The organism is Microcoleus sp. PH2017_24_DOB_U_A, from assembly GCF_020738205.1.
In the GTDB taxonomy this organism is placed as follows: domain Bacteria; phylum Cyanobacteriota; class Cyanobacteriia; order Cyanobacteriales; family Microcoleaceae; genus Microcoleus.
This window is the reverse complement of record NZ_JAEQCT010000035.1, coordinates 5837-25623: the sequence shown is the minus strand read 5'-3', so window position 1 is coordinate 25623 and position 19787 is coordinate 5837. Positions and strand designations below refer to the sequence as shown.

19 protein-coding genes and 1 tRNA gene are annotated in these 19787 nt (G+C 47.2%); 11 read left to right on the top strand and 9 right to left on the bottom strand.

What is annotated here, in order from left to right; translation table 11 throughout:
- Window positions 1-10 precede the first annotated feature (10 nt).
- The 9 genes from JGK07_RS10275 to JGK07_RS10235 all read left to right on the top strand — a co-directional run bounded on the left by JGK07_RS10275 (window position 11) and on the right by JGK07_RS10235 (window position 7599).
- Window positions 11-1237, top strand: coding sequence for an SPOR domain-containing protein (locus JGK07_RS10275; RefSeq protein ID WP_293177184.1), 1227 nt, complete (start codon window positions 11-13; stop codon window positions 1235-1237).
- Between the two features lie 510 nt (window positions 1238-1747).
- Window positions 1748-2452, top strand: coding sequence for a PspA/IM30 family protein (locus tag JGK07_RS10270; RefSeq protein WP_293190549.1), 705 nt, complete (start codon window positions 1748-1750; stop codon window positions 2450-2452).
- A gap of 291 nt (window positions 2453-2743) precedes the next feature.
- Window positions 2744-3532 carry a PspA/IM30 family protein gene (locus JGK07_RS10265; protein ID WP_293177188.1) on the top strand — a complete coding sequence of 263 codons (789 nt, stop codon included), beginning with the start codon at window positions 2744-2746 and terminating at the stop codon, window positions 3530-3532.
- A gap of 402 nt (window positions 3533-3934) precedes the next feature.
- Window positions 3935-4450 carry a hypothetical protein gene (locus JGK07_RS10260; protein WP_293177190.1) on the top strand — a complete coding sequence of 172 codons (516 nt, stop codon included), beginning with the start codon at window positions 3935-3937 and terminating at the stop codon, window positions 4448-4450.
- Entirely contained in the window at window positions 4426-4764 is a 339-nt protein-coding gene (locus tag JGK07_RS10255; RefSeq protein ID WP_366025764.1) for a POTRA domain-containing protein, read from the top strand. The genes JGK07_RS10260 and JGK07_RS10255 overlap by 25 nt, the downstream gene beginning before the upstream one ends.
- Window positions 4716-5216, top strand: a complete 501-nt coding sequence (locus tag JGK07_RS10250) for a ShlB/FhaC/HecB family hemolysin secretion/activation protein (protein ID WP_363319720.1) — start codon at window positions 4716-4718, stop codon at window positions 5214-5216. Before JGK07_RS10255 ends, JGK07_RS10250 begins: the two co-directional genes overlap by 49 nt.
- A 749-nt stretch (window positions 5217-5965) precedes the next feature.
- On the top strand, window positions 5966-6520 hold the full coding sequence (locus JGK07_RS10245) for a Uma2 family endonuclease (RefSeq protein ID WP_293200921.1): 555 nt from the start codon (window positions 5966-5968) through the stop codon (window positions 6518-6520).
- Between the two features lie 51 nt (window positions 6521-6571).
- Entirely contained in the window at window positions 6572-6823 is a 252-nt protein-coding gene (locus JGK07_RS10240) for a hypothetical protein (protein WP_293177193.1), read from the top strand.
- 245 nt (window positions 6824-7068) lie between these two features.
- Complete coding sequence (locus JGK07_RS10235; protein ID WP_293290855.1) at window positions 7069-7599, top strand: Uma2 family endonuclease; 531 nt, start codon at window positions 7069-7071, stop codon at window positions 7597-7599.
- Between the two features lie 163 nt (window positions 7600-7762).
- Here the strand turns inward: JGK07_RS10235 and fba are convergent, their stop codons facing one another.
- The 8 genes from fba to JGK07_RS10195 form a co-directional block, all read right to left on the bottom strand.
- A complete protein-coding gene (gene fba / locus JGK07_RS10230; RefSeq protein WP_293177199.1) occupies window positions 7763-8842 on the bottom strand; it encodes a class II fructose-bisphosphate aldolase in 1080 nt (359 codons plus the stop codon).
- A 240-nt stretch (window positions 8843-9082) separates the two neighbouring features.
- Window positions 9083-9154, bottom strand: a tRNA-Lys gene (locus JGK07_RS10225).
- 67 nt (window positions 9155-9221) lie between these two features.
- On the bottom strand, window positions 9222-10121 hold the full coding sequence (locus JGK07_RS10220; protein ID WP_293177201.1) for an aldose epimerase: 900 nt from the start codon (window positions 10119-10121) through the stop codon (window positions 9222-9224).
- Between the two features lie 127 nt (window positions 10122-10248).
- The gene (locus tag JGK07_RS10215) at window positions 10249-12393 is read right to left on the bottom strand and encodes a CapA family protein (protein ID WP_293190469.1); all 2145 of its coding nucleotides are present in this window, start codon (window positions 12391-12393) and stop codon (window positions 10249-10251) included.
- 234 nt (window positions 12394-12627) lie between these two features.
- Entirely contained in the window at window positions 12628-13815 is a 1188-nt protein-coding gene (locus JGK07_RS10210; RefSeq protein WP_293177205.1) for a transposase, read from the bottom strand.
- Window positions 13816-13978: 163 nt separating this feature from the next.
- The gene (locus JGK07_RS10205; protein WP_293212111.1) at window positions 13979-14152 is read right to left on the bottom strand and encodes a hypothetical protein; all 174 of its coding nucleotides are present in this window, start codon (window positions 14150-14152) and stop codon (window positions 13979-13981) included.
- Window positions 14153-14205: 53 nt separating this feature from the next.
- The gene (panB, locus tag JGK07_RS10200; protein WP_293190468.1) at window positions 14206-14985 is read right to left on the bottom strand and encodes a 3-methyl-2-oxobutanoate hydroxymethyltransferase; all 780 of its coding nucleotides are present in this window, start codon (window positions 14983-14985) and stop codon (window positions 14206-14208) included.
- 451 nt (window positions 14986-15436) lie between these two features.
- On the bottom strand, window positions 15437-16471 hold the full coding sequence (locus JGK07_RS10195) for a Gfo/Idh/MocA family oxidoreductase (protein WP_293190467.1): 1035 nt from the start codon (window positions 16469-16471) through the stop codon (window positions 15437-15439).
- Between the two features lie 259 nt (window positions 16472-16730).
- Here JGK07_RS10195 and JGK07_RS10190 point away from each other — a divergent pair, with 259 nt between their 5' ends.
- A complete protein-coding gene (locus JGK07_RS10190) occupies window positions 16731-16880 on the top strand; it encodes a hypothetical protein (protein WP_293203040.1) in 150 nt (49 codons plus the stop codon).
- Between the two features lie 323 nt (window positions 16881-17203).
- Entirely contained in the window at window positions 17204-17503 is a 300-nt protein-coding gene (locus JGK07_RS10185; RefSeq protein WP_293129326.1) for a ferredoxin, read from the top strand.
- A 374-nt stretch (window positions 17504-17877) separates the two neighbouring features.
- Here JGK07_RS10185 and JGK07_RS10180 read toward each other — a convergent pair whose 3' ends face one another.
- Entirely contained in the window at window positions 17878-19533 is a 1656-nt protein-coding gene (locus JGK07_RS10180; RefSeq protein ID WP_293205281.1) for a SpoIID/LytB domain-containing protein, read from the bottom strand.
- Window positions 19534-19787 lie beyond the last annotated feature (254 nt).

Sequence of the window (19787 nt, the reverse complement as noted above, 5' to 3'; positions counted from 1 at the left end):
AGTTTTGCTAATGAGTAAGCGTTCTTCAGTGGAATCCCCAAGTCAATCCTCATCAACCCCAATCAAACCTGCTTTGCAAGCAGTCCTCGGGTGTTTGGATGTCAACCTAGAAGCAGAACTGACAACATACAGAAGACACAGGCGGCGCGCCGAACAGTGGGTGTCGCCATCAGTTCGCAGCGGCCAGCCAACAGCCACAACCGAGCCACAAAAAAGCCAAAACCTACCGCAGGCTGCGGAGGAAGCCCAGCAACCGCTGTCGCTGCCCCTATCCCTTGGCGGCGTCCAGGGCGATTCCCCGCTAGCAACTACCGTGGGTGGGACAAAAATATCTAGCAATACCTTTGCACCCAACAATTATCTCGAATCCAGCGAAAAACTGATCGAAAGTTTGGACGAAGCAAAAGCTGAGCCTGCCCAAGAACGCAGTTTGGCCGCGAGTCTGTTAACTCCCTTGGGACTGAGTTCGATGTTGCTGTTTCTGTTGTCGTGCACAGCTTTGGGTTATGCAGTGATGCACCCGTCAAGTCTGGTTAAAATGGCAGGCCTGAACCGTTTTCTCGATCGCACAACCCCCTCTACTAACGAAAGTCCGGCAGCTACAACCATAGATAGCAGTAGCAGCAGCAAGGAACTGCCGAAAGCTCCAAATCTGGCATCCAAAGAATTTGTCGAGCTAGATTTGAACACTCTCAGCAACGTCAATCCCACAACCAGCCCCATTGCTTCCCCGTCGCCCAAAGCATCAATCCCCCCCAATCCGCCAGCACCTCCTGCCCCCATCGGCGCTGTCCCAATTCCGACAGAAGACGGCAACCCGGCCAGAGGTAGGGAACAAGGACTCAACAATATTAGTACCGCTTTGCTTCCCAGTCCCAGCCCCAGCGCCACCCAGACAGTCCCGACACTGCCGACACTGCCTCCCACACCCTCCCCAGCCCAGCCAGCCGCCGCATCCCCTGCCACAGCAGCCCCGACAGCCACAGCAGCCCCGGCCGCAGCAGCCCCGCTAGGAAGACCGACACGGGCTAGCGACGGCTTTTACTACGTTGTCACCGATTACACCAATGAAAAAGCGCTGCAACAAGCCAGAACCGCAGTTCCCGATGCCTACGTGCGGAACTTCTCAAAGGGTGTCAAAATTCAAATGGGGGCTTTGAACGATGCTGCCTCAGCAGAACGTTTGGCAAAGGAACTCCAAGCCAAAGGGATGAAGCCGCAATACTATCAGCCGTAAACTCGTTCAACAGTTGACAGTTGACCGCTTGACAGTTTGACAGTTTGAGAGCGACTTCTACCCTTAAGTCCGAGGATTGGAGTAATGAATAGTCTGATTTTAATTTCTCCCGAGCAGGCGGGCGGGCTTTCAACCAATTATTTCTGGTAAAGGTTCAAAAACTTTAACGAAATTGTTAGACAAAGCTAGACAATGATGAATGTTTTGTCTAACACACAATTGGTTTTTTAACTCAGACAAGTTCCCACACAGAATGCAACTGTAGACGCCCGATCCAAACCTTACGCTGACCAGTCAATCGATTTGAGATTTTAAATTTTAGATTTTAGATTTGCTGACAGCGCAGTGAATCTGGGAGATTGAACTCTTAGTCTAAAATTTGGGAATCGACCCTGACGCTCGCGTTGGGGGCTTGTACCTATTTTTGGGCTGGTCAATCGAAAATCGCAAATAATAATATTAATTTCCAGTCCTAAATCTAAAATTTAAGAAAATCGGGAGATAGGTAAAATGGGATTATTCGATCGCCTGTGGCGAGTGATTCGAGCCAATATTAACAGTTTGGTCGGAGCAGCCGAAGATCCAGAAAAAATTCTGGAACAAGCTGTAATGGATATGCAGGAAGATTTAATCCAGCTCAGACAAGCCGTAGCAGGAGCGATTGCCGCTCAAAAACGCACCGAACGCCAGTGTTCCCAAGCTGAGTCCACAGCCGCAGAATGGTACCAGCGGGCGCAGCTAGCTTTGCAAAAAGGCGAGGAAAATTTAGCGCGGGAAGCTCTGACGCGCAAGAAATCCTATCAAGAAACGGCAACGGCGATGAAAGCCAGTCTCGGACAGCAAAACGCTGTGGTTACTCAACTTAAAGAAAATATGCGATCGCTCGAAAGTAAAATTTCTGAGGCAAAATCAAAAAAAGATATGTACATTGCCCGAGCTCGATCGGCCAAAGCGTCGGAAAGGCTGCAAGAAATGATGGGAAATCTCAGTACCGGCAGTGCTTTGAGCGCCTTTGAAAAAATGGAAGAGAAAGTTATGCAGCTAGAAGCTCGTTCCGAAGCCATCGCAGAACTTGGAACAAACGATTTAGAAAAGAAGTTTCTCTCTCTCGAAGCTGCCGGCGATGTCGATGCCGAGTTGGCGGCGATGAAAACACAAATGCTTCCGAGCAAGAATACACCAAAATTGCCGTCGGGCGAGCCACCCACATCCTAAACCCCACTCAACACAACAATAGTTGGGATAATTGGCCAAACTTCTCAACAGATGGCCCATCAGCGTATTGGGGAATTCCCGGATCGAAGTTAAACTCAATAGATAGGTGCATCAATTAGCTTGGCTGCACCACTGACTCGATCGCTTTAAACTGTATTTACTATGTTTGCAAAATTGCTTCATGCTCGATCGCACTAAAAATCTGACCAACTGAGTCTCACCATCGCGGGCTAACGCTATCAAGCCTGCTTTGGGCCTACTTCGTACACCTCACCCAGGAAAAATAGCATTATGGGATTATTTGACCGCATTAGCCGAGTCGTCAGAGCCAATCTTAACGATATGGTCAACAAAGCTGAAGACCCGGAAAAGATTTTAGAACAATCCGTTACGGATATGCAGGAAGACTTGGTGCAGTTGCGTCAGGCCGTTGCCAGCGCGATCGCCACTCAAAAACGCACCCAGACTCAGTACAATCAAGCTGAATCCCAGTCTAACCAGTGGCAGCAGCGCGCTCAACTCGCCCTGCAAAAAGGAGACGAGACTTTAGCCCGCGAAGCTCTAGTACGCAAAAAGTCTCACGCTGAAACGGCTGCTACGCTGAAAGCGAGTCTGGAACAGCAATCGGGTCAAGTGGAAAGCCTCAAACGCAACTTGATCGGTTTGGAGAGCAAGATTTCCGAAGCCAAGACTAAGAAGGATATGCTCAAGGCGAGGATTTCTGCTGCTAAGGCTCAGGAACAGCTCAACAATACCATTGGCACCTTGAATACTGGCAGTTCAATGGCAGCTTTCGAGCGCATGGAAGAAAAAGTTTTGCAGATAGAAGCCCGCGCGGGAGCTTCCGCAGAGCTGGCGGCTGGCGGGAGCAATTTAGAGGAACAGTTCCGCTTGCTTGAAAGTGGTGGCGATGTTGACGACGAGTTAGCTCAGATGAAGGCTCAACTGAGCGGAGGTTCTGTGTCTCAAGGTCAATTGCCGGCTGCGGGTAAAACTGCTGCGGCTCCTAGTAGCTCGGAGTCGAGTCCGGTGATTGACGCGGAGTTGGAAGAATTGCGATCGCAGCTCAATAAAATGTAGTAATTTCTATCAAAATTCACCGATTTCTCAGATAACCCCGCCCAACAATGGGTACCAGCCCCCGACCCTCGTTTAGGGTCGAGTTCAAAATTTTAGACTAAGGTTCAAGCTCCCAAATTGCATGAGAGAGTAAATCTAAAATCTAAAATCTAAAATCCAAAATCTAAAATCGACTGATAACTTTGATAGAACGCTCCGCCTACCTACAGCGCTAGCTTGGGTAAGTCGGAGCTTTTTTCTGGATTTTTTAGCAAATCACAAAAAATATTTTTTGTCAAGTATATTTATGTTGAATTTAATGACTTAAGTCTTAAACAAAAGTGATAAAGTTACTTTAATCTTTGTAATTGCGCCAGGAACCCCTGCTCGTAAGTGTAAATAACTATCAATTATTATTAATCAATGATGCCCCTGCCACATTCCAGAGGGTTTTGTAAAATCAAGTTTTTTAGCGCAATAGCACTTGGTTGTTCAATTACAGCTATTTGCTTCGCATCGTCAGCAGCTCAAAGTGTTGGCGATCCGATCGTTGCTGGTGAATCAGGCGGGCGATCGCCTTTTGTTAATAACAATTTACAGTCTCAATTAAAACTTAATCCAGAAACAGCAGACGATCGCGATCGACTTTCTGGCGATTTATACTCAGGCTCAGAATTAGATAGATACAGTAAAGAGCCAGAAACCGACATCCCGGAATTTGCAGCAGCAGCGCCAAGTCAGGAACCTGAAACTCTCGCCCAATTGCCCAACCGAGGAGACAACCGACAAGAAATTCCCATTCCCAATCCTGTACTGCCAAATCCGGCTCCCCTCCCAGAACCCGCGCCAAGAAAGCCCCTACCTCCGATAGAACAGCTTTTGCCACCCGTCCCCGTACCGAGACGGACTGAAGAATTGCCGAATATTCCGGTACAATAACGGTCGATCGATGTGAAGTAGTTGGCAGTACCGTCTTTAGCAAACAAGAATTAGATGCTGCACTCAAAAACTTTGTAGGCCGCCCGCTGACTTTCGCCGAACTGCTGGAAGCTCGTTCTGTGGTGAGCCAACTCTACATCAGCAAAGGTTTTATCACTTCGGGTGCACTGCTGGAAGCTCGTTCTGTGGTGAGCCAACTCTACATCAGCAAAGGTTTTATCACTTCGGATGCCCTGATTCCCCCACAAACCCTTGCGGTTTTCCACTGTCGCCCGGGGCGGATGCTCGCGGTAGAACTCGGGTTTCGGCGCTGAGACTGTTTCAGGATTTTACTCAGCGGGGAGAGAGGGATGTCTTGGCGGCGCGATCGCAGTTCAATCTGGGAGTCTCAGCATTTGGCGCTACCGCGAGCAACAGGGAGCCTGACGGTCAATTTTTGACGTGGCGCGGTCAATTGCAGTACGTGCGGTTGTTGGCTCCCCAGACGCTGCTGGTTGTGCGCTCCCAGGCGCAGTTGGCAATCGCTGAGCTTTTGCCGATCGAACAATTTGGTTTGGGCGGCCCGGATACAGTGCGGGGCTACCGTCAGGATGCAATGCTTGCGGATAGCGGACTTTTTGCTTCCGCCGAGTTGCGGTATCCGATTTTGCGTACCGGGGACAAAAAAGGTCTTTTGCAGGTGACGCCGTTTGTGGATGCTGGCAATGTTTGGAATAGCGGGGGAAGGGTGGCTCTGGAAGCAAATACTCTGCTATCAGCGGGATAGGGCTTGCGGTGGCAGTACGGCGAGAGGTAGAATTCTCGGTTCGGCTGGGGCATTCCTTTGATTGGCATCAAATCGGGCGAGAGGAGTTGGCAAGAGCGCGGGCTGTATTTTTTCGTAGAATTCAAACCTTTTTAGGAAAATAGCCGTTCTGCCCTTAGCGGAACTGAGTAATTTGGCTATATAGTAATAAGTATCATTTGGCACTCATCTTGAGGTGCCAAGAGTGCATTTTACTGAAAATTTTTACATTAAACTATGTCTAAGGTGCGGTTACTGGTTTTAAGTTCTTTTGCTTCCGGTTTTGGTTTTTGCTCAATCATTTTGGCGATGTTTACGATGATTTACGGGCTGTCGTTTACGTCTTTTTTTGTGTTTGTTTTAACCTTGGTATTCTTTGGAATCAATATGGTGTTTGCTTTGCATTATTACACATCAATCACTAAGCAGTTGAATGTGAAAAGTAAAAGGAAAGCTAGAATTTAGCGGTTGTGAAGCAGCAGCGGATAAAGGCATGGAGAGCGGGAGCATCTCAGTTTTTGATTTGTATTGCTGTCGGGAAATCGCGAGTTTTATATAGATCGCGAGCTTGGACAGCACTAGAAAAAAAGCTTTTTACCAAAATGAGATGCTCCCTGGAGAGTTCTTGATATAATTTGAATGGAATCAGAAAAACGCCTCTAGGTTAGGACAATTATCTAGCTGCTGTAAATCATAATTATTGTAGGTCTAATTATTTAGGAGGTGCGATCGTGGTCATTGCTCAAACCAACCCGCCAAACCTTGCTTCAGATGCAACAAAGACTAGCTTCACTCCTGATGAATACCGGGCCATGGAGGAAACCGCCGAAGAACGTCACGAATATTGTAACGGAGAGATTATTGCTATGCCCGGAGGTTCAGAAGTCCACAGCGCGATCGCCTGTAACTTGTTAATTCACTTGGGATTTTTGCTCAGAGACACCGATTTTCGCTTGTATAACAGCGATTTGCGGGTTTGGATTCCCGAATATAACTGCGGAACCTACACTGATTTGATGGTTGTCAATGGGGAACCGGAATTCCATGGATCTCGCACGGATGAAATTCTCAATCCTTTACTGATTGTCGAGGTTCTTTCGCCCTCTTGTGAATATCTGCTGGTCAGTCAAGCTGAACCATATATTGAACAATATCACAATCTCGATCGCCCGTCGGGCGATCGCTGGCAATGGCAAGTGTACGATCGGGTTGAAGGGGCGATCGTCCTGCACAGCTTAAATATAGAACTGCCGATGGCTGAAATTTACCGCCGGATTAGTCTTTAAGGGCGATTTATCTAGCTTTCTTATCTGTCATAGGTTAGCAGCAGAAGTTTTATGAAGAAGGATATTGAGAACGAAATGGAAGACGAATTACTTGCTGAGTATGACTTTACTCAGATGAAAGGAGGTGTTAGAGGTAAGTATGTTGAGCGATATCGTGCAGGGACAAACTTAGTGCTTTTAGATCCAGATATTGTGCAAGCTTTTCCCAATGATGCAGCAGTGAATGAGGCATTGAGGATGTTAATCGAGATGGTAGCATCTCTGTTTTGCATTTATAGTGCTGTCCCCGCTCGCGATTGGTAGCAGACGCGAGCGGGGACAGCACTATAATAAAAAAAATGCTTTTTGCAAAATTGAGATGCTAATCCAGATTGCACAGCGCCAGCAGTCAAATCACGAAGAAACTAAACTTTTATGACGCGATGTCAGGAGATTGTGCGATCGCTCAGATTCTTAAAATCCCGAAAAAGCGATCGCCTCTGGGTTAGGACAATTATCTAGCTGTAAGTCATAATTATTTAAGGTCTAATTATTTAGGAGGTGCGATCGTGGTCATTGCTTCAACCAATCCGCCAAACCTTGCTTCAGATACCACAACTCGCTGCACTCCAGATGAATACCGGGCGATGGAGGAAACCGCCGAAGAACGTCACGAATATTGTAACGGAGAGATTATTGCTATGCCCGGAGGTTCCCCCGCTCACAGCCGTATTGCCGTAGACACTACGACTTTTCTCAATGTGGCTCTCCGAGACACCAATTTTCAAACCTATAACGGCGACTTGCGAATTTGGATTCCTAGCTTCAATCACGGAACTTATCCCGATGTTATGGTAATTGATGGCGAACCGGAATTCAATGGATCTCGCACGGATGAAATTCTCAATCCTTTACTGATTGTCGAGGTTCTTTCGCCCTCTACCGAAGCCTACGATCGAGGTGAAAATGTGAATATCTGCTGGTCAGTCAAGCTGAACCATATATTGAACAATATCACAATCTCGATCGCCCGTCGGGCGATCGCTGGCAATGGCAAGTGTACGATGGGATTGAAAGGGCGATCGTCCTGCACAGCTTAAATATAGAACTGCCGATGGCTGAAATTTACCGCCGGATTAGTCTTTAAGGGCGATTTATCTATCTTTCTCATCTCTCCACACACAAAAACCGGGCAACTTCACAGCTACCCGGCAATCTAAACTTTAGACTTCAGATAAATCTAAAATCTTCAACCTAAAATTATTAAACAGCGACAGTCTTCTTAGCAGTAGAGCTCAATTCGCCCTTTGCATACTTAGCTGCAAAATCATCCAAAGACATTTGCTTGATCTTTGTACCTTGACCGGCGCAACCGAAAGAGTTGTAGCGATCGCTACAAACTTTCTGCATATACTTGATCGACGGCTTCAAGAAGTGGCGCGGATCGAATTCATCTGGCTTAGCAAACAAAGCTTCGCGCACCGCAGCGGTAATCGCCAAACGGTTGTCAGTGTCGATGTTGATCTTGCGAACGCCGCACTTGATGCCTTTTTGAATTTCTTCGACAGGTACGCCGTAGGTTTCGCGGATAGTGCCGCCGTTGCTGTTGATGATTTCCAGCAATTCTTGGGGTACAGAAGATGAACCGTGCATTACCAAGTGAGTATTTGGCAGGCGGCGGTGAATTTCTTCAATGCGGCTGATTGCCAAAATTTCGCCAGTCGGTTTGCGGGTGAATTTGTAAGCGCCGTGGGAAGTGCCGATCGCCACTGCGAGAGCATCAACGCCGGTTTGCTCGACGAAATTAACAGCTTCTTCAGGATCTGTCAGCAATTGATCGTGGGAAAGCGCGCCTTCAAAGCCGTGGCCGTCTTCTGCTTCGCCCATCCCTGTTTCCAGAGAACCCAAGCAACCCAGTTCGCCTTCAACGCTAACGCCGATCGAATGAGCAACTTTCACCACTTCGCGAGTAACTTCAACGTTGTACTCGTAGCTGGCGGGAGTCTTAGCATCCGCTTCCAAAGAACCGTCCATCATCACGCTGGTGAAACCTTGGCGCATGGCAGAATAGCAAGTGCCGGGGGCATTGCCGTGGTCTTGGTGCATGGAGATGGGGATGTGAGGATAGGTTTCAACTGCTGCCAAAATCAAGTGGCGCAGGAAATTTTCGCCAGCGTAGGAACGAGCGCCGCGAGAAGCTTGCAAGATCACGGGGCTGTTGGTTTCGTCAGCAGCGCGCATGATCGCTTGGATTTGCTCCATGTTGTTGACGTTGTAAGCCGGTAGGCCGTAACCATTTTCAGCCGCGTGGTCGAGCAGCAGTCGCATAGGTACAAGCGCCATAGATATTCCTCCTAATTATTTGTGTTTCTGGACAGTGGATTTTGAACAAGCTGAATTCTTACGATAATCTTAAGACAATTTGTTGCCGATCGCGCATTATGTTTCCAGATTTCAATTTAGGCTTAAAAAATCCACATTGCCCAAAACTAAATTCGGGGCAATCCCGCTGGGATTGCCCCGAATTCGTGATGAAAGCTAGATTTTATTCTGCTTTCTACTTTTTACGTTCTGTCTGAAAAATGGGTCGCCCGGGATTTGAACCCGAGACCAATCGGTTAAAAGCCGAATGCTCTACCGCTGAGCTAGCGACCCGCGAAAACATTGTTACCGCACACAATTTCTAATAGTAGCACCCATCATTTCAAATAGCAAGTGTTTTTCAAAAAAAAGTTGCAGTCATGCGAACCAGCATCTCGCAAGTCGCTCCCGGCTGCAAATAAATCAAGTGTTCGCCAGTATTGAGGGCATTTCTAGGAGCCGTCCAAGGTTCCAAACAGTAAAAATCCTTGCCTTTCAAAGTCCAGAAAACCAACTTCCCATAGCTGGAGTTGTAACTGACGGTGAGCCGCAAGCCGCGGGCCTCGTCAGTTACAGTAGCAGCAAGACCTGTCAGTTCGTCAAAGGAAACATCTATTTCGTCGAGAGTCGGGTCAAAAACCCCTGTGAAATAACCTTTCTGGTGAGTGTGGTGATCTCTGTACTGCATCCCGGGAATCTCAAAGCGCAGATTTGTCTTGTCGGGTGCTAAAAAGTAAGGATGCAAGCCGCTAGCAAAGGGCATTGGTTCGTCACCAAGATTGGTGTATTCCTGCACAATTTCCAAAGAATTGCCTTTAATTTGATAAGTAAAAGCTAATTGGAAATCAAAGGGATAAACAGTCTGGGTTTTCTCGCTGCTTTTGAGCACTAGGGTAAGAGCCGCGCAACCCTCGGTAAATTGTTCCGTCGCCGTCCAAGGCAAGTCGCGAGCAAAGCCGTGCTGTTTGAGCTGCCGCTCCACTCCCTTGTGGGTGTAAGTGTCGTCGGGGAGATTGCCACAGATGGGAAACAAGATGGGAATCCCGCCGCGTACAGTCCGATCGGGATTGGCGAACCGTTCCGCGTCCAAGTAAAACATTTCTTTGCCTTCAACCAGCCAGCTAGTGGCAATACCGCCCCGTTCCGGCACAACTTCTAGGGTAGAGTTTGCGGTTTCGTCGGAGAGGATATAGGTTTTGTACTGCTTTTGCTTCAGCGCGATCGCAAACACATTTGTCATTGTTAGTAGGTCGTCGATCATTGGTTGTTAGTAAATCGGTCGTTATTAATTGGTCGCTGGTAGTTGATAATTAAAATCAGACTATTCATTACTCCAATCCTCTTCCTTCTAGGTAGAGGTCGCTCTCAAACTGTCAAGCGGTCAACTGTCAACTGTCAACTGTTGAACTCCCTTTTGCTGCCCCTGTATCCTCCCTCGGACTCCCACTGGCCGTCCCCACGTTCGCAGCTATAGGAGGCAGGGCGAGCCGCAGCGAGCCGCGATCGCTGCTTTTGCCGGGAACGACTCTGTTTGTCGGCTGCTCTTTGAGTGCGACTTTGAAAGATACATCGCCAGTTGGGGGAATATAGCTTTGGGGACTGAGTACCCCTCCCGAACTCGGAGATGGGGGCGAAATAAACGGTTCTTTGATGAATGGTTCTTTGGTAAACGGATCTGGTTCCCGGCTGGGATTTTCAGGTTTAGTGCGATAGACGCGCGATGGCAAATCTTGACTCGGAGGCGGGTTCGACGACCTAGCAGGCCCTGCCCCGTTCTGGAAAACTGAGGAGTTGTCCGGCTGTTTGGGCAAAGCCGGTACAGCGGGCAAAATCGGAGTAGGTTTGGGTTGTCCTGGGCCTGGCAGATTGGTTTCTCCTGTCAGGGGGACTGGGGAAGCCGACCCGGGCCCGTAGGTACCGCTTTTTGGTGCTCCTGGCAAGGTCGAATTTGGAGTTTTTGGTGCCAATCCTGGGTTGATTGGGGCCTCTAGAACCACAGAAGAGCGCATCGGTCGATCGAATATACTAGAAATTTGTTCGACGCGTTTGAGGATGCGATCGCCCGCTGCTCCATTCACCACTTTCGGCTGAAACTTTTTCACCTCCACAGGCAAAAATTCTACCTTCATATTCCTGTCTTTGAGCGATACTTTCAGGACTGCGGTATCGTAATCGCTGCGAGCATTCGCGCCGAATATAAAATTACCCAACGAGTAAACAATCGGGCGACCCTTGTAAACTTCGGCACCTTGTAGGACATGGGGGTGGTGTCCCACTACCAAATCTGCACCTTGATCGATCGTGAACCGAGCCAAATCTATCTGCCAGTCCCCGGGATAATCTGCCAATTCGACTCCCCAGTGGTAATTAACAATAATCCAGTCTACCTGACCTTTGAGAGCTCGAATATCCTCTGCCACCCGATTGTTACGCCGGGGGTTGGTGCCAGCCTTACCTTGGTCGGCAGCATGAAGGTCAGCATCGTAATAACCGAGGTACGCGATCCGCTGACCCTTAACCTCAATAATATCTGGACGCCTTGCTTCTTTGATATCTCTACCGGCTCCCAGATGCCCTATACCAGCATTATTTAGAGTATTTATAGTTTCCACCAGCCCCGGTTCCTCGTAATCCATAGCGTGGCTGTTTGCCAGATTGACAATATCCACTCCTCCTGCTGTTAATACTTTCACCGATTCTGGATCGGCTTTAAAATTTAATTGTTTTTTGCCAGAACCCAAGGTAGAGCGAGTCAGGGGGTTTTCTAGATTAACCATCGATACATCTGCTTGCCGGTACTCGTCCATATTGGCAAAAGCCCAATGGTAATCGTTGCCAGCAGATGCGGCGATCGCATCCGATAGATTCACATTTCCTCCGAACATCAGCGTTACGGTGGGGTCGTAGGGATTAGCAACCTGCTTTTGTTGCACTACAGGTACTAATTCTAAGGCCGCTTGCACCGCATCCGGACGTTTGGGAGGCGGCCCCGACATTACCGCAGCTTGCTGGTAAGGGGAGGCTGGAGACATTAGCCGTAGGGCTACAGCCTCGTGGTAGCTCAGCCAACACCCTAAAATAAATGATGCCAGTGCCGAGCCCACTAGCAGCAGAGAACGATATGTTTTAAATTTAACCCAATCGACGACTAATAGGGAACGGTAACGCCGCTGGTTGCGGTTTGCCGGAGTCACTATTCGGACTGACTGTTTCCAGAGAATCTCTGGTTCCCCAGCCAAGCGCGCGTGAATTCGCACTCCTTCTACTGCTGGCGAGTTGAGTCTCCAGAGTTGGTGACAAATAAATTTAACTAAGCCTTCGCGGAGAGTGCTCCCCAGTAATGTATTCTCTGGTGCAAATCCGCGTTGGAATTCTACTAGGATTTGGACGCAGCCGGCTTGAGCCTGTTCGACGCGGGCATAAATCCCTTCGGGTCGCAGCAAGCTGTCAATCCAGTAATTCAGGGCCTGAAAGTTGCCCGATCGCGCTAGCTCCAAGATAGACGGCTGCGACCAATTTTCTGCATATACCATCAATTAGCCTCCTTAACACGTTCGAGCGATGACTTCAATTTGTTTTGAACGGAACTACAATTTTTTTAGCTTAACCGCCACTTCGCTGCCCGTTTTGAAGCTAGTTGTTGGTCGCCACCATTTTTTACATTTAGGTGATGCTTGCTGTCAGTGATTTTTATCACATTTTGGTATCTGGATTGTAGATTTTTGATTTTTGATTGGAGATTTGACATTTGAGATCGATTGAAATACTCACCGACCGTCGCGGACGGTGATTCTTGACGCTTCACCGACTGATGCTACCGGAGTAGTCTTACTCTGTCTCTGCGCCCATTTAGAGTCGTGGCGATTCCCCATCCCGACTTGCTCTATATTTTTAGCAGCATTTTCGTCTCTATCTTGCTCAGTGCCACAACTCAGACAAAGCACTGAACGAATAGATAAATCTATTTTGCCCCATTTGAAGCCACAGTCTGAACAAACTTGGCTAGTCGGTTCCCATCTACTAACTACTTTAAACTCCCTGCCAAACTTCTCAGACTTGGCCTCACAGAGAGTCCTAAACTCCCTCCACCCTTGCAAGCTAATCGCTCTGGAAAGCCTCCGATTCTTGACCATTCCCGACACGTTCAAATCTTCCAAAACAATCACTTGGTTTTCGTTGACTATTTTGGTTGATAATTTGTGCAGAAAATCTTTACGGGTATCAGCAATTCGGTTGTGCAGCTTGGCGATTTTGATTCGAGTTATATTTCTCCTCCTAGAATCTTTGGGTTGACGGGCTAACTTACGCTGTAGTTTGCGAACTCTTCGGTCTAGCTTTTTATAGCTAGGGCTTTGGGCTTTTTCGCCATTGCTCATCACCGCAAAGGTCTTAACCCCTAAGTCTATCCCAATACTAGGATTTTTCGCCTCAATCTGAGTTGGTTGAATCTCTACTACAAAGCTCAGAAAATACCGATTAGCACAGTCTTTGATGACTGTAACAGAACTAGGTTCTGATGGTAATTCTCGTGACCAAACGGGTTTGACAATACCAATCTTGGCTAGATAGACACCATCACCTTTGAGCGAGAATCCATAGCGAGTGAGTCTTGCCGATTGACTATTCGTCCTCTTTTTGAATTTAGGATAGCCAATTTTACGACCTTTCCGCTTTCCTTTACCGGAGTTGAAAAAGTTCTTGAAAGCCGTTTCTAAATCCGCTACAGATTGTTGCAACGGGATGTTTGATACTTCACTTAACCAAGCTCTTTTTTCAGTCTGTTTTGCCTGAGTAATTACTACTTTTTGAAGTTCGGCAGATTTGGGTTTCTTTTCAGACTGTTTAGAAAGGGCAAGAGCATCATTCCAAACTACCCGAACACAACCAAACAATTGAGCCAATTTCTGTCGTTGTTGGTCGGTTGGATAGAATCTGTATTGATACCTTGCTTTCATTGTTTTCGGTTCTTTACTTTGTTCTATTATACTACAATACCGTTTACTTAAGAGCGCCATGGGGGTAAAACCCTATGAGAAATAGATACGGAGATTGCTTCGTTCCTCGCAATGACCATCTTAAGTAAACCGTATTGTATTATACTAGGTTTTACTGATAGAATTAGGAAGATTCAAAGAAAATTAAAGCCGTCCTAGAAGGACGGGGCTTGTTACCCGCTTTTTTGGTCAAGGGATAATTGAAGTTGAGATTTTCCAATTTTAGCGGTAATTGCGGGCGATCGCGATCGGCAAAAAAGATGCTGCTAGGGGCGATAACTCGTACAAGGCGTGTCAACAACCCGCTAAGTAGTATTGTCTGCTGGCGAGCGAGTCAGTTCGATTTATGGTTTACAATTCGGGAAATTTTCGTTCTCTAACTTCTAGGGAATAATCTTGGACAGCTTGGGTAATTGTCGATCGCAAATTGACGTAAGCTTTCGCAAAAGGCGGTTGTTTTTCGGAAAGTCCCAACAAATCGGAAGTAACCAAAACTTGTCCGTCGCAGTGTGCCCCCGCACCGATACCAATGGTGGGAATAGTTAATTTTTGGGTAATTTGAGCAGCTAAGTCTGGGGGAATGTGTTCTAGGACGATCGCAAAGGCACCTGCTTCTTGAAGTGCGATCGACTCGGCTTTGATGCGATCGGCAGATTCGGCTGTTTTGCCTTGTTTTTTGTAACCGAGTTGGTGTACCGACTGGGGAGTTAAACCAACGTGACCCATCACCGGAATCCCGGCGGATGTTAGCTGCAAAACGGTAGCCGCCATTGCTGGATATCCGCCCTCCAATTTTACAGCTTGAGCGCCAGTTTCTTTCAAAACTCTCCCGGCCGAGTGCATGGCTTGCTGGGGACTTTCCTGGTAAGTCAAAAACGGCAAATCCACAACAACTAATGCTTGCTTGACTGCGCGACGGACTGCTTTAGCGTGGTGCAGCATTTCATCGAGGGTTAGCGGTAGCGTAGTTTCGTAGCCCAATATTGGCATGGCGAGGGAATCGCCGACTAGGATGATGTCAGTGCCTGCTTGGTCGAGTAGTTGGGCGATCGCATAATCATAACCGGTCAGCGCCACAATTCGACGCCCTTGCTGTTTCCACTGAATCAGTTGATGTGTAGTTACTGCCATTTTATTGCAAAAATATATAGCCTTTTTTAGATTGATGAGGTACTATGCGGCATTGGGCATTGGGCATTGGGCATTGGGCATCGGGCATCGGGCATACCTCACTTTTTTGAGAACCGCTATAGCCTTTTTTAGATAGATGAGATATCAATACTTCGGACAGTTTTAGGCACGATTGAATATTTAAAACCCATACTAGCTATTGCTTGGACTATTTTTTCAAACTTTAAGTTTAGCCTTCAGGCAAGAAAAAAAGATTAAAAATGCCAAGGCTTGTGCTGTAAAGATTACAGAGGCTTTAAAAAATTGTCCGAAGTATTAAGGTATGTCTGGCAATTGCTAATTGCTAATGGGGAGGAAAGGTTTTGAACCACAAGTTTTTCGGTGATTGCCGATTACCTTTTTATCTGAGTAGCGATTAGCGATTAGCGATTAGCGATTAGCGAATCGTACCTCATATTTCGATCGAACTGCTATATGAATTGTCGATCGCCAATTTTTGCCTAGTCTCGCTCGAACGCCTCGCAGCATCCGCTAATTTCAAAGCGTACAAACTACTGGTATTCTTGACGTACAACGGCGTACCGTTTAACAAACAGTCTAACACCATATCCGTATCCTTAGCAAACAAACCGCGCCGCGTTCCTACTGCGATCGCCTGCCGAGTTTCTCCCTGAATCAATTGACCGGATTCGGGAGTAAAAATCAGCGTTCCTGCTTCTCCGTAGATGGTAAAAATGTTTTCCGACTGCCAAAAAGTCTCTCCTTTTCCATAAACAGCTTCAGCGACAACGCCATTGGTAAAGCGTAACTGTGCGTTGCACAAACAAGCTTTGTAGAAATCCGGCTGAGTGTCCCAAAATTGAGTTTGACAGTTAACGGTTCCGACTTCTCCGAACAAATCAGTAAATCGGTGAAGTCGAGAAATTGCCCCGATTAAGGGAAAGCCAAATAGGGAATGCTGAAAAGTCCAGCGCTGCGGTACGGTACGCTGAGGGGTAATAGTAATGTAGCGGGCATAAAAAACTTTACCGATTAATGGTAAGGATTCTTTGATTGCTTGATGCAAACCGCCTAACAGTTCGATGTGTTCGATGTGGAGGAGTTTTTGCTTTTGGGCGGCAAGGGCGATCGCCCTTTCGGCCTCAGACACATCTAAAGATAGAGGATATTCGACCACAACGTGCTTGTCATTTTCCAACGCCGCCAGGACGATCGCCCCATGATCGCGGTTCACTGTACAGACAATTACCAAATCTAAATCATCTCTTTCTACCAACTTGCGCCAAGAAACCTCAGCCTCGGCGCCGAATGTTTGACAAAATGCTGCGGTTTTATCCGGGTTGCGGCCCGCGACTGTTACTAAGTGCGATCGGGCGTCAGCTACCAACGTCTCGGCCCTCAACTTAGCCGCAAAACCAGTACCCACAATCCCCACGCGAATAGGAGAATTTACTTTAAAACCAATGCCAGTATTGATTTGAGTCATAGGATTTTAGATTTTAGATTTTAGATTTTAGTATAGTTAAAGACTTGCAGTGCAGGAGCCCAGAGTTCCATCGTGCAGATTTTAGGCTGTGGTGCGATTTAGGCGGGCTTTGAGCACCCAAGTCTGGTGCGATATATCGCAACCGCCACATCGGTGAGGACATAAATAATCTCATGAATAGAGCCGATACCCTTTAAGCATAAATGGTTTGATTCCCGTAGTGTGCAACTGTCCACTGTGCAACTGTCCACTGTCCACTGTGCAACTGTCCACTGAGGGCGGGCACGGCGGGGCACCGCCCCTACCAACTGTCAACTGTCAACTGTCAACTGTCAACTGTCAACTGTCAACTGTCAACTGTCCATGGCTGCGGGGACAAATTCCAGCAAGTCTGGCTGAAAGTCGATGACACACCCCATAGCAAAAATCGGATTTTTTGGTTGTCGGGTTCAAAATAGGATTTTTTTCTGCAACCGGGTTATTTGGCGTAAGTCTTGCGGCAACAGTATCACAAGGCTGAGCGCAACATAGGTATAAGTAATCAAGATGAAATTAGAAAAAGTTATAACTAATCCCATTCAAATCTTTTGTAAATAAGTGTTGCAACCTTACTTCTTTCCCCTACTATCATAAAGGGAACGAACCTAAGAGCTCACCTCAAAGCTGATAGAGCCTTGAAGTTTGCATTAGGAAAACTTATCAATATTGTTGAATTTTTGAGAGGATTAGTGCATGGCAACTTACAAAGTTACCCTCATCAGCGAAGCCGAAGGAATCAACCAGACCATTGACGTTGATGACGATACTTACATTCTTGATGCTGCCGAAGAAGCAGGACTCGACCTCCCGTATTCTTGCCGCGCTGGAGCTTGCTCCACCTGCGCTGGCAAAATTACTGCTGGCGAAATTGACCAATCTGACCAATCTTTCTTGGATGATGACCAAATCGAGGCCGGATTTGTTCTGACCTGCGTCGCTTATCCTAAGTCTGATTGTACGATCGAAACTCACCAAGAAGAATCCCTCTACTAAGAAAGGATTCACAGGCGCGGTGCGCTAATTAACCCGGTTTCTTGTTTGCGTAATTGAGCTGTTTCAGCTTAATTACGTTAAGAAACTGGGTTTTTGTATGGAAAGATGGCGACAAAGATCCGACGTGCGGTTAGAAACCGCGTCTATACAAAAAATGTCCGCAGCAGACGTACGGTTAGAAACCGTGTCTATACAAACGATGTCCGCAGCAGACGTACGGTTAGAAACCGCGTCTATACAAACGATGTCCGCCTCCGCGGACTGAAGAAAGAAGATAACGTAATTTTAACCGGCCACTCTTCAACCCACGCACCATCCGGGTTTTGTTTGTCTAGACGCGGTTTCAACCGCCGAATCTTATGCCGAATCTGATGCTATTCCCGCCAAAATGTAATGGAATCGTTGAGGGGCACAACTTGAGCGCCGGGAAAATAAAAACTCAGAATACGATCGCCATTCCAGCCCAAATTAGCTAAATTGTAAGAACCAGTTTGACTCATTCCCACGCCGTGTCCGAAACCGCCTCCGACAAAAGCATAGCCGTTAAGAGTTTTGTCAGGATTGTAAATTGGATCTAGATAAAACAGCGTGCTAATCGGCGGATAAAAAGCATTGCGAATCTCATCTTTGTCAATATCGATGGGGCCCAAATCAGTTTGTACCTTCATCTGCAAAACTCGACCAGCGGCCGACCTTTCCACCACTTCAACTTTGGTGAGAGTTTTAAAATTAGCTAGCGGGTGCTTTTTCTTCTGAAGATACTGCCGCAGAAATCCACCAATTGATGTCAGTGAGACTTCTTCGCGCCAGCGGAAGGTTTCTTCTTTTTCCTCATTAAAGCCTGCTTTGAGAGTCATAAAGCGGCGGAAGTTGGTTTCGTCAGACAAGCTCTGCTTTGTCAAGTCCCAGAGGTTTTTGGGGGAATCGACGATCGATCGCAAATATGGACGTTCTGGGCCGTGCCACACATCGCCAAAAGTCGCCGTTACGCCGCCGCTAGACGCTGAATAGAGCGCGTCTACGAGCTGATTTTCGTAAGTTAGGACTAAACCTGCTGTTTGGGCGATCGCGCGATCGCTCTGCGGGAAAACTTCGGTCAAACCTTTATAAACTTGACAGTTAACATCAGCGCACAACTCGTAATTATCCACAGCAAACCGGCGCAAATTTCTCAGCGCGTAAGTTCTCGCCAAAATAGTTTGAGCGACAATCGAAGCGTAGGGCGAAAAAGCCCCTATTTCGTGAGGAACAACACCGCGCAAATAAGTTTCCGTCGGCACATTATTGACTAAAGTATAAGTACCGTAAGAATTTTTTTGTAAGTGCAAACTGCCACCGTAACGGCGAGTTTGTTGAATAGCTTTTTCTGGATCGATAGCTGTCGCCTCTTGGGTAGTTTGTTCAAATACCTCAATTACATTTTTTCCCGCCGTGACATCCAACTCATTGCGGTTGAAACGAAAGCCATTTAAAAGCCAAAACGTTTGAGGTATTTGTTTAAAAACTTTCGTATCTAAAAAAGCAGTTTTGTTACCTTGAGCTTGCAAACTTTGCAACAGCCAGCGCCGCACTATAGGAGAATTATAAGTATCTCTTTTTGCCCAAACTTGCCAGCGCAAAGGTTGAGCAATTTCCACATCAATACCCTTGGCGCGCCACTGATTGGCGCTATCTTCTGCACTCTCAAAACTGCGGTGGGAGCTCAGAACAACTCGTTCTTCTACTAATGGCGCTTCCAGAGGTTTATTCGCTATTTCTAGCTGGATGCTGGCGGTAGTTTTAGTTTCTATGCCTTGGGGAGTTTTGTAACTTAATGTTAAGCGATCGCCAGGTAAAGCTTTCAGCGTCAGTTTATCGGTGGGTTTGGTGCCAAACCGCTGCACCACGCCGATTTTGATGAGTCTATTTTGGGGAGTTTGGGCGTATCCAGCAGCGTTGGAAAGGGGCAACAGGCACAATGCGGTGAAAACAGTGCTAGAAATGCAGCTAAACCATTTGTAATTGGGAGTTGGAGGTGCTTGAGCGAACACGGTTATCTATCTCCCGATAGTTGAAATTTGGGGATTTGCGATCGCTACGTTAGCACATTTGGCCGCTGGTACAGCGAAATTCCCAAAGATATGCCAGTCGTAGGGTGTGTCGCCTGCGATAAATGCCTAAAAGAGCGACTTTTCGAGCAAAATAATTGTGTCCTCAGAAACCGGGTTTCTGCGTAGATTTCTCGCCACTAAACACAAAATTTCGTAGAAACCCGGTTTCTAGCCTCCCATAAAAATAGTTGTGT

Bases quoted from the DNA above. Each gene is read 5' to 3' on its own strand.
- JGK07_RS10185 (WP_293129326.1), top strand. From the start codon at position 17,204: ATGGCAACTTACAAAGTTACCCTCATCAGCGAAGCCGAAGGAATCAAC.
- panB (WP_293190468.1), bottom strand. From the start codon at position 14,985: ATGGCAGTAACTACACATCAACTGATTCAGTGGAAACAGCAAGGGCGT.
- JGK07_RS10270 (WP_293190549.1), top strand. From the start codon at position 1,748: ATGGGATTATTCGATCGCCTGTGGCGAGTGATTCGAGCCAATATTAAC.
- JGK07_RS10220 (WP_293177201.1), bottom strand. From the start codon at position 10,121: ATGATCGACGACCTACTAACAATGACAAATGTGTTTGCGATCGCGCTG.
- JGK07_RS10265 (WP_293177188.1), top strand. From the start codon at position 2,744: ATGGGATTATTTGACCGCATTAGCCGAGTCGTCAGAGCCAATCTTAAC.
- JGK07_RS10215 (WP_293190469.1), bottom strand. From the start codon at position 12,393: ATGGTATATGCAGAAAATTGGTCGCAGCCGTCTATCTTGGAGCTAGCG.
- JGK07_RS10210 (WP_293177205.1), bottom strand. From the start codon at position 13,815: ATGAAAGCAAGGTATCAATACAGATTCTATCCAACCGACCAACAACGA.
- JGK07_RS10195 (WP_293190467.1), bottom strand. From the start codon at position 16,471: ATGACTCAAATCAATACTGGCATTGGTTTTAAAGTAAATTCTCCTATT.
- JGK07_RS10260 (WP_293177190.1), top strand. From the start codon at position 3,935: ATGATGCCCCTGCCACATTCCAGAGGGTTTTGTAAAATCAAGTTTTTT.
- JGK07_RS10240 (WP_293177193.1), top strand. From the start codon at position 6,572: ATGAAGAAGGATATTGAGAACGAAATGGAAGACGAATTACTTGCTGAG.
- fba (WP_293177199.1), bottom strand. From the start codon at position 8,842: ATGGCGCTTGTACCTATGCGACTGCTGCTCGACCACGCGGCTGAAAAT.
- JGK07_RS10275 (WP_293177184.1), top strand. From the start codon at position 11: ATGAGTAAGCGTTCTTCAGTGGAATCCCCAAGTCAATCCTCATCAACC.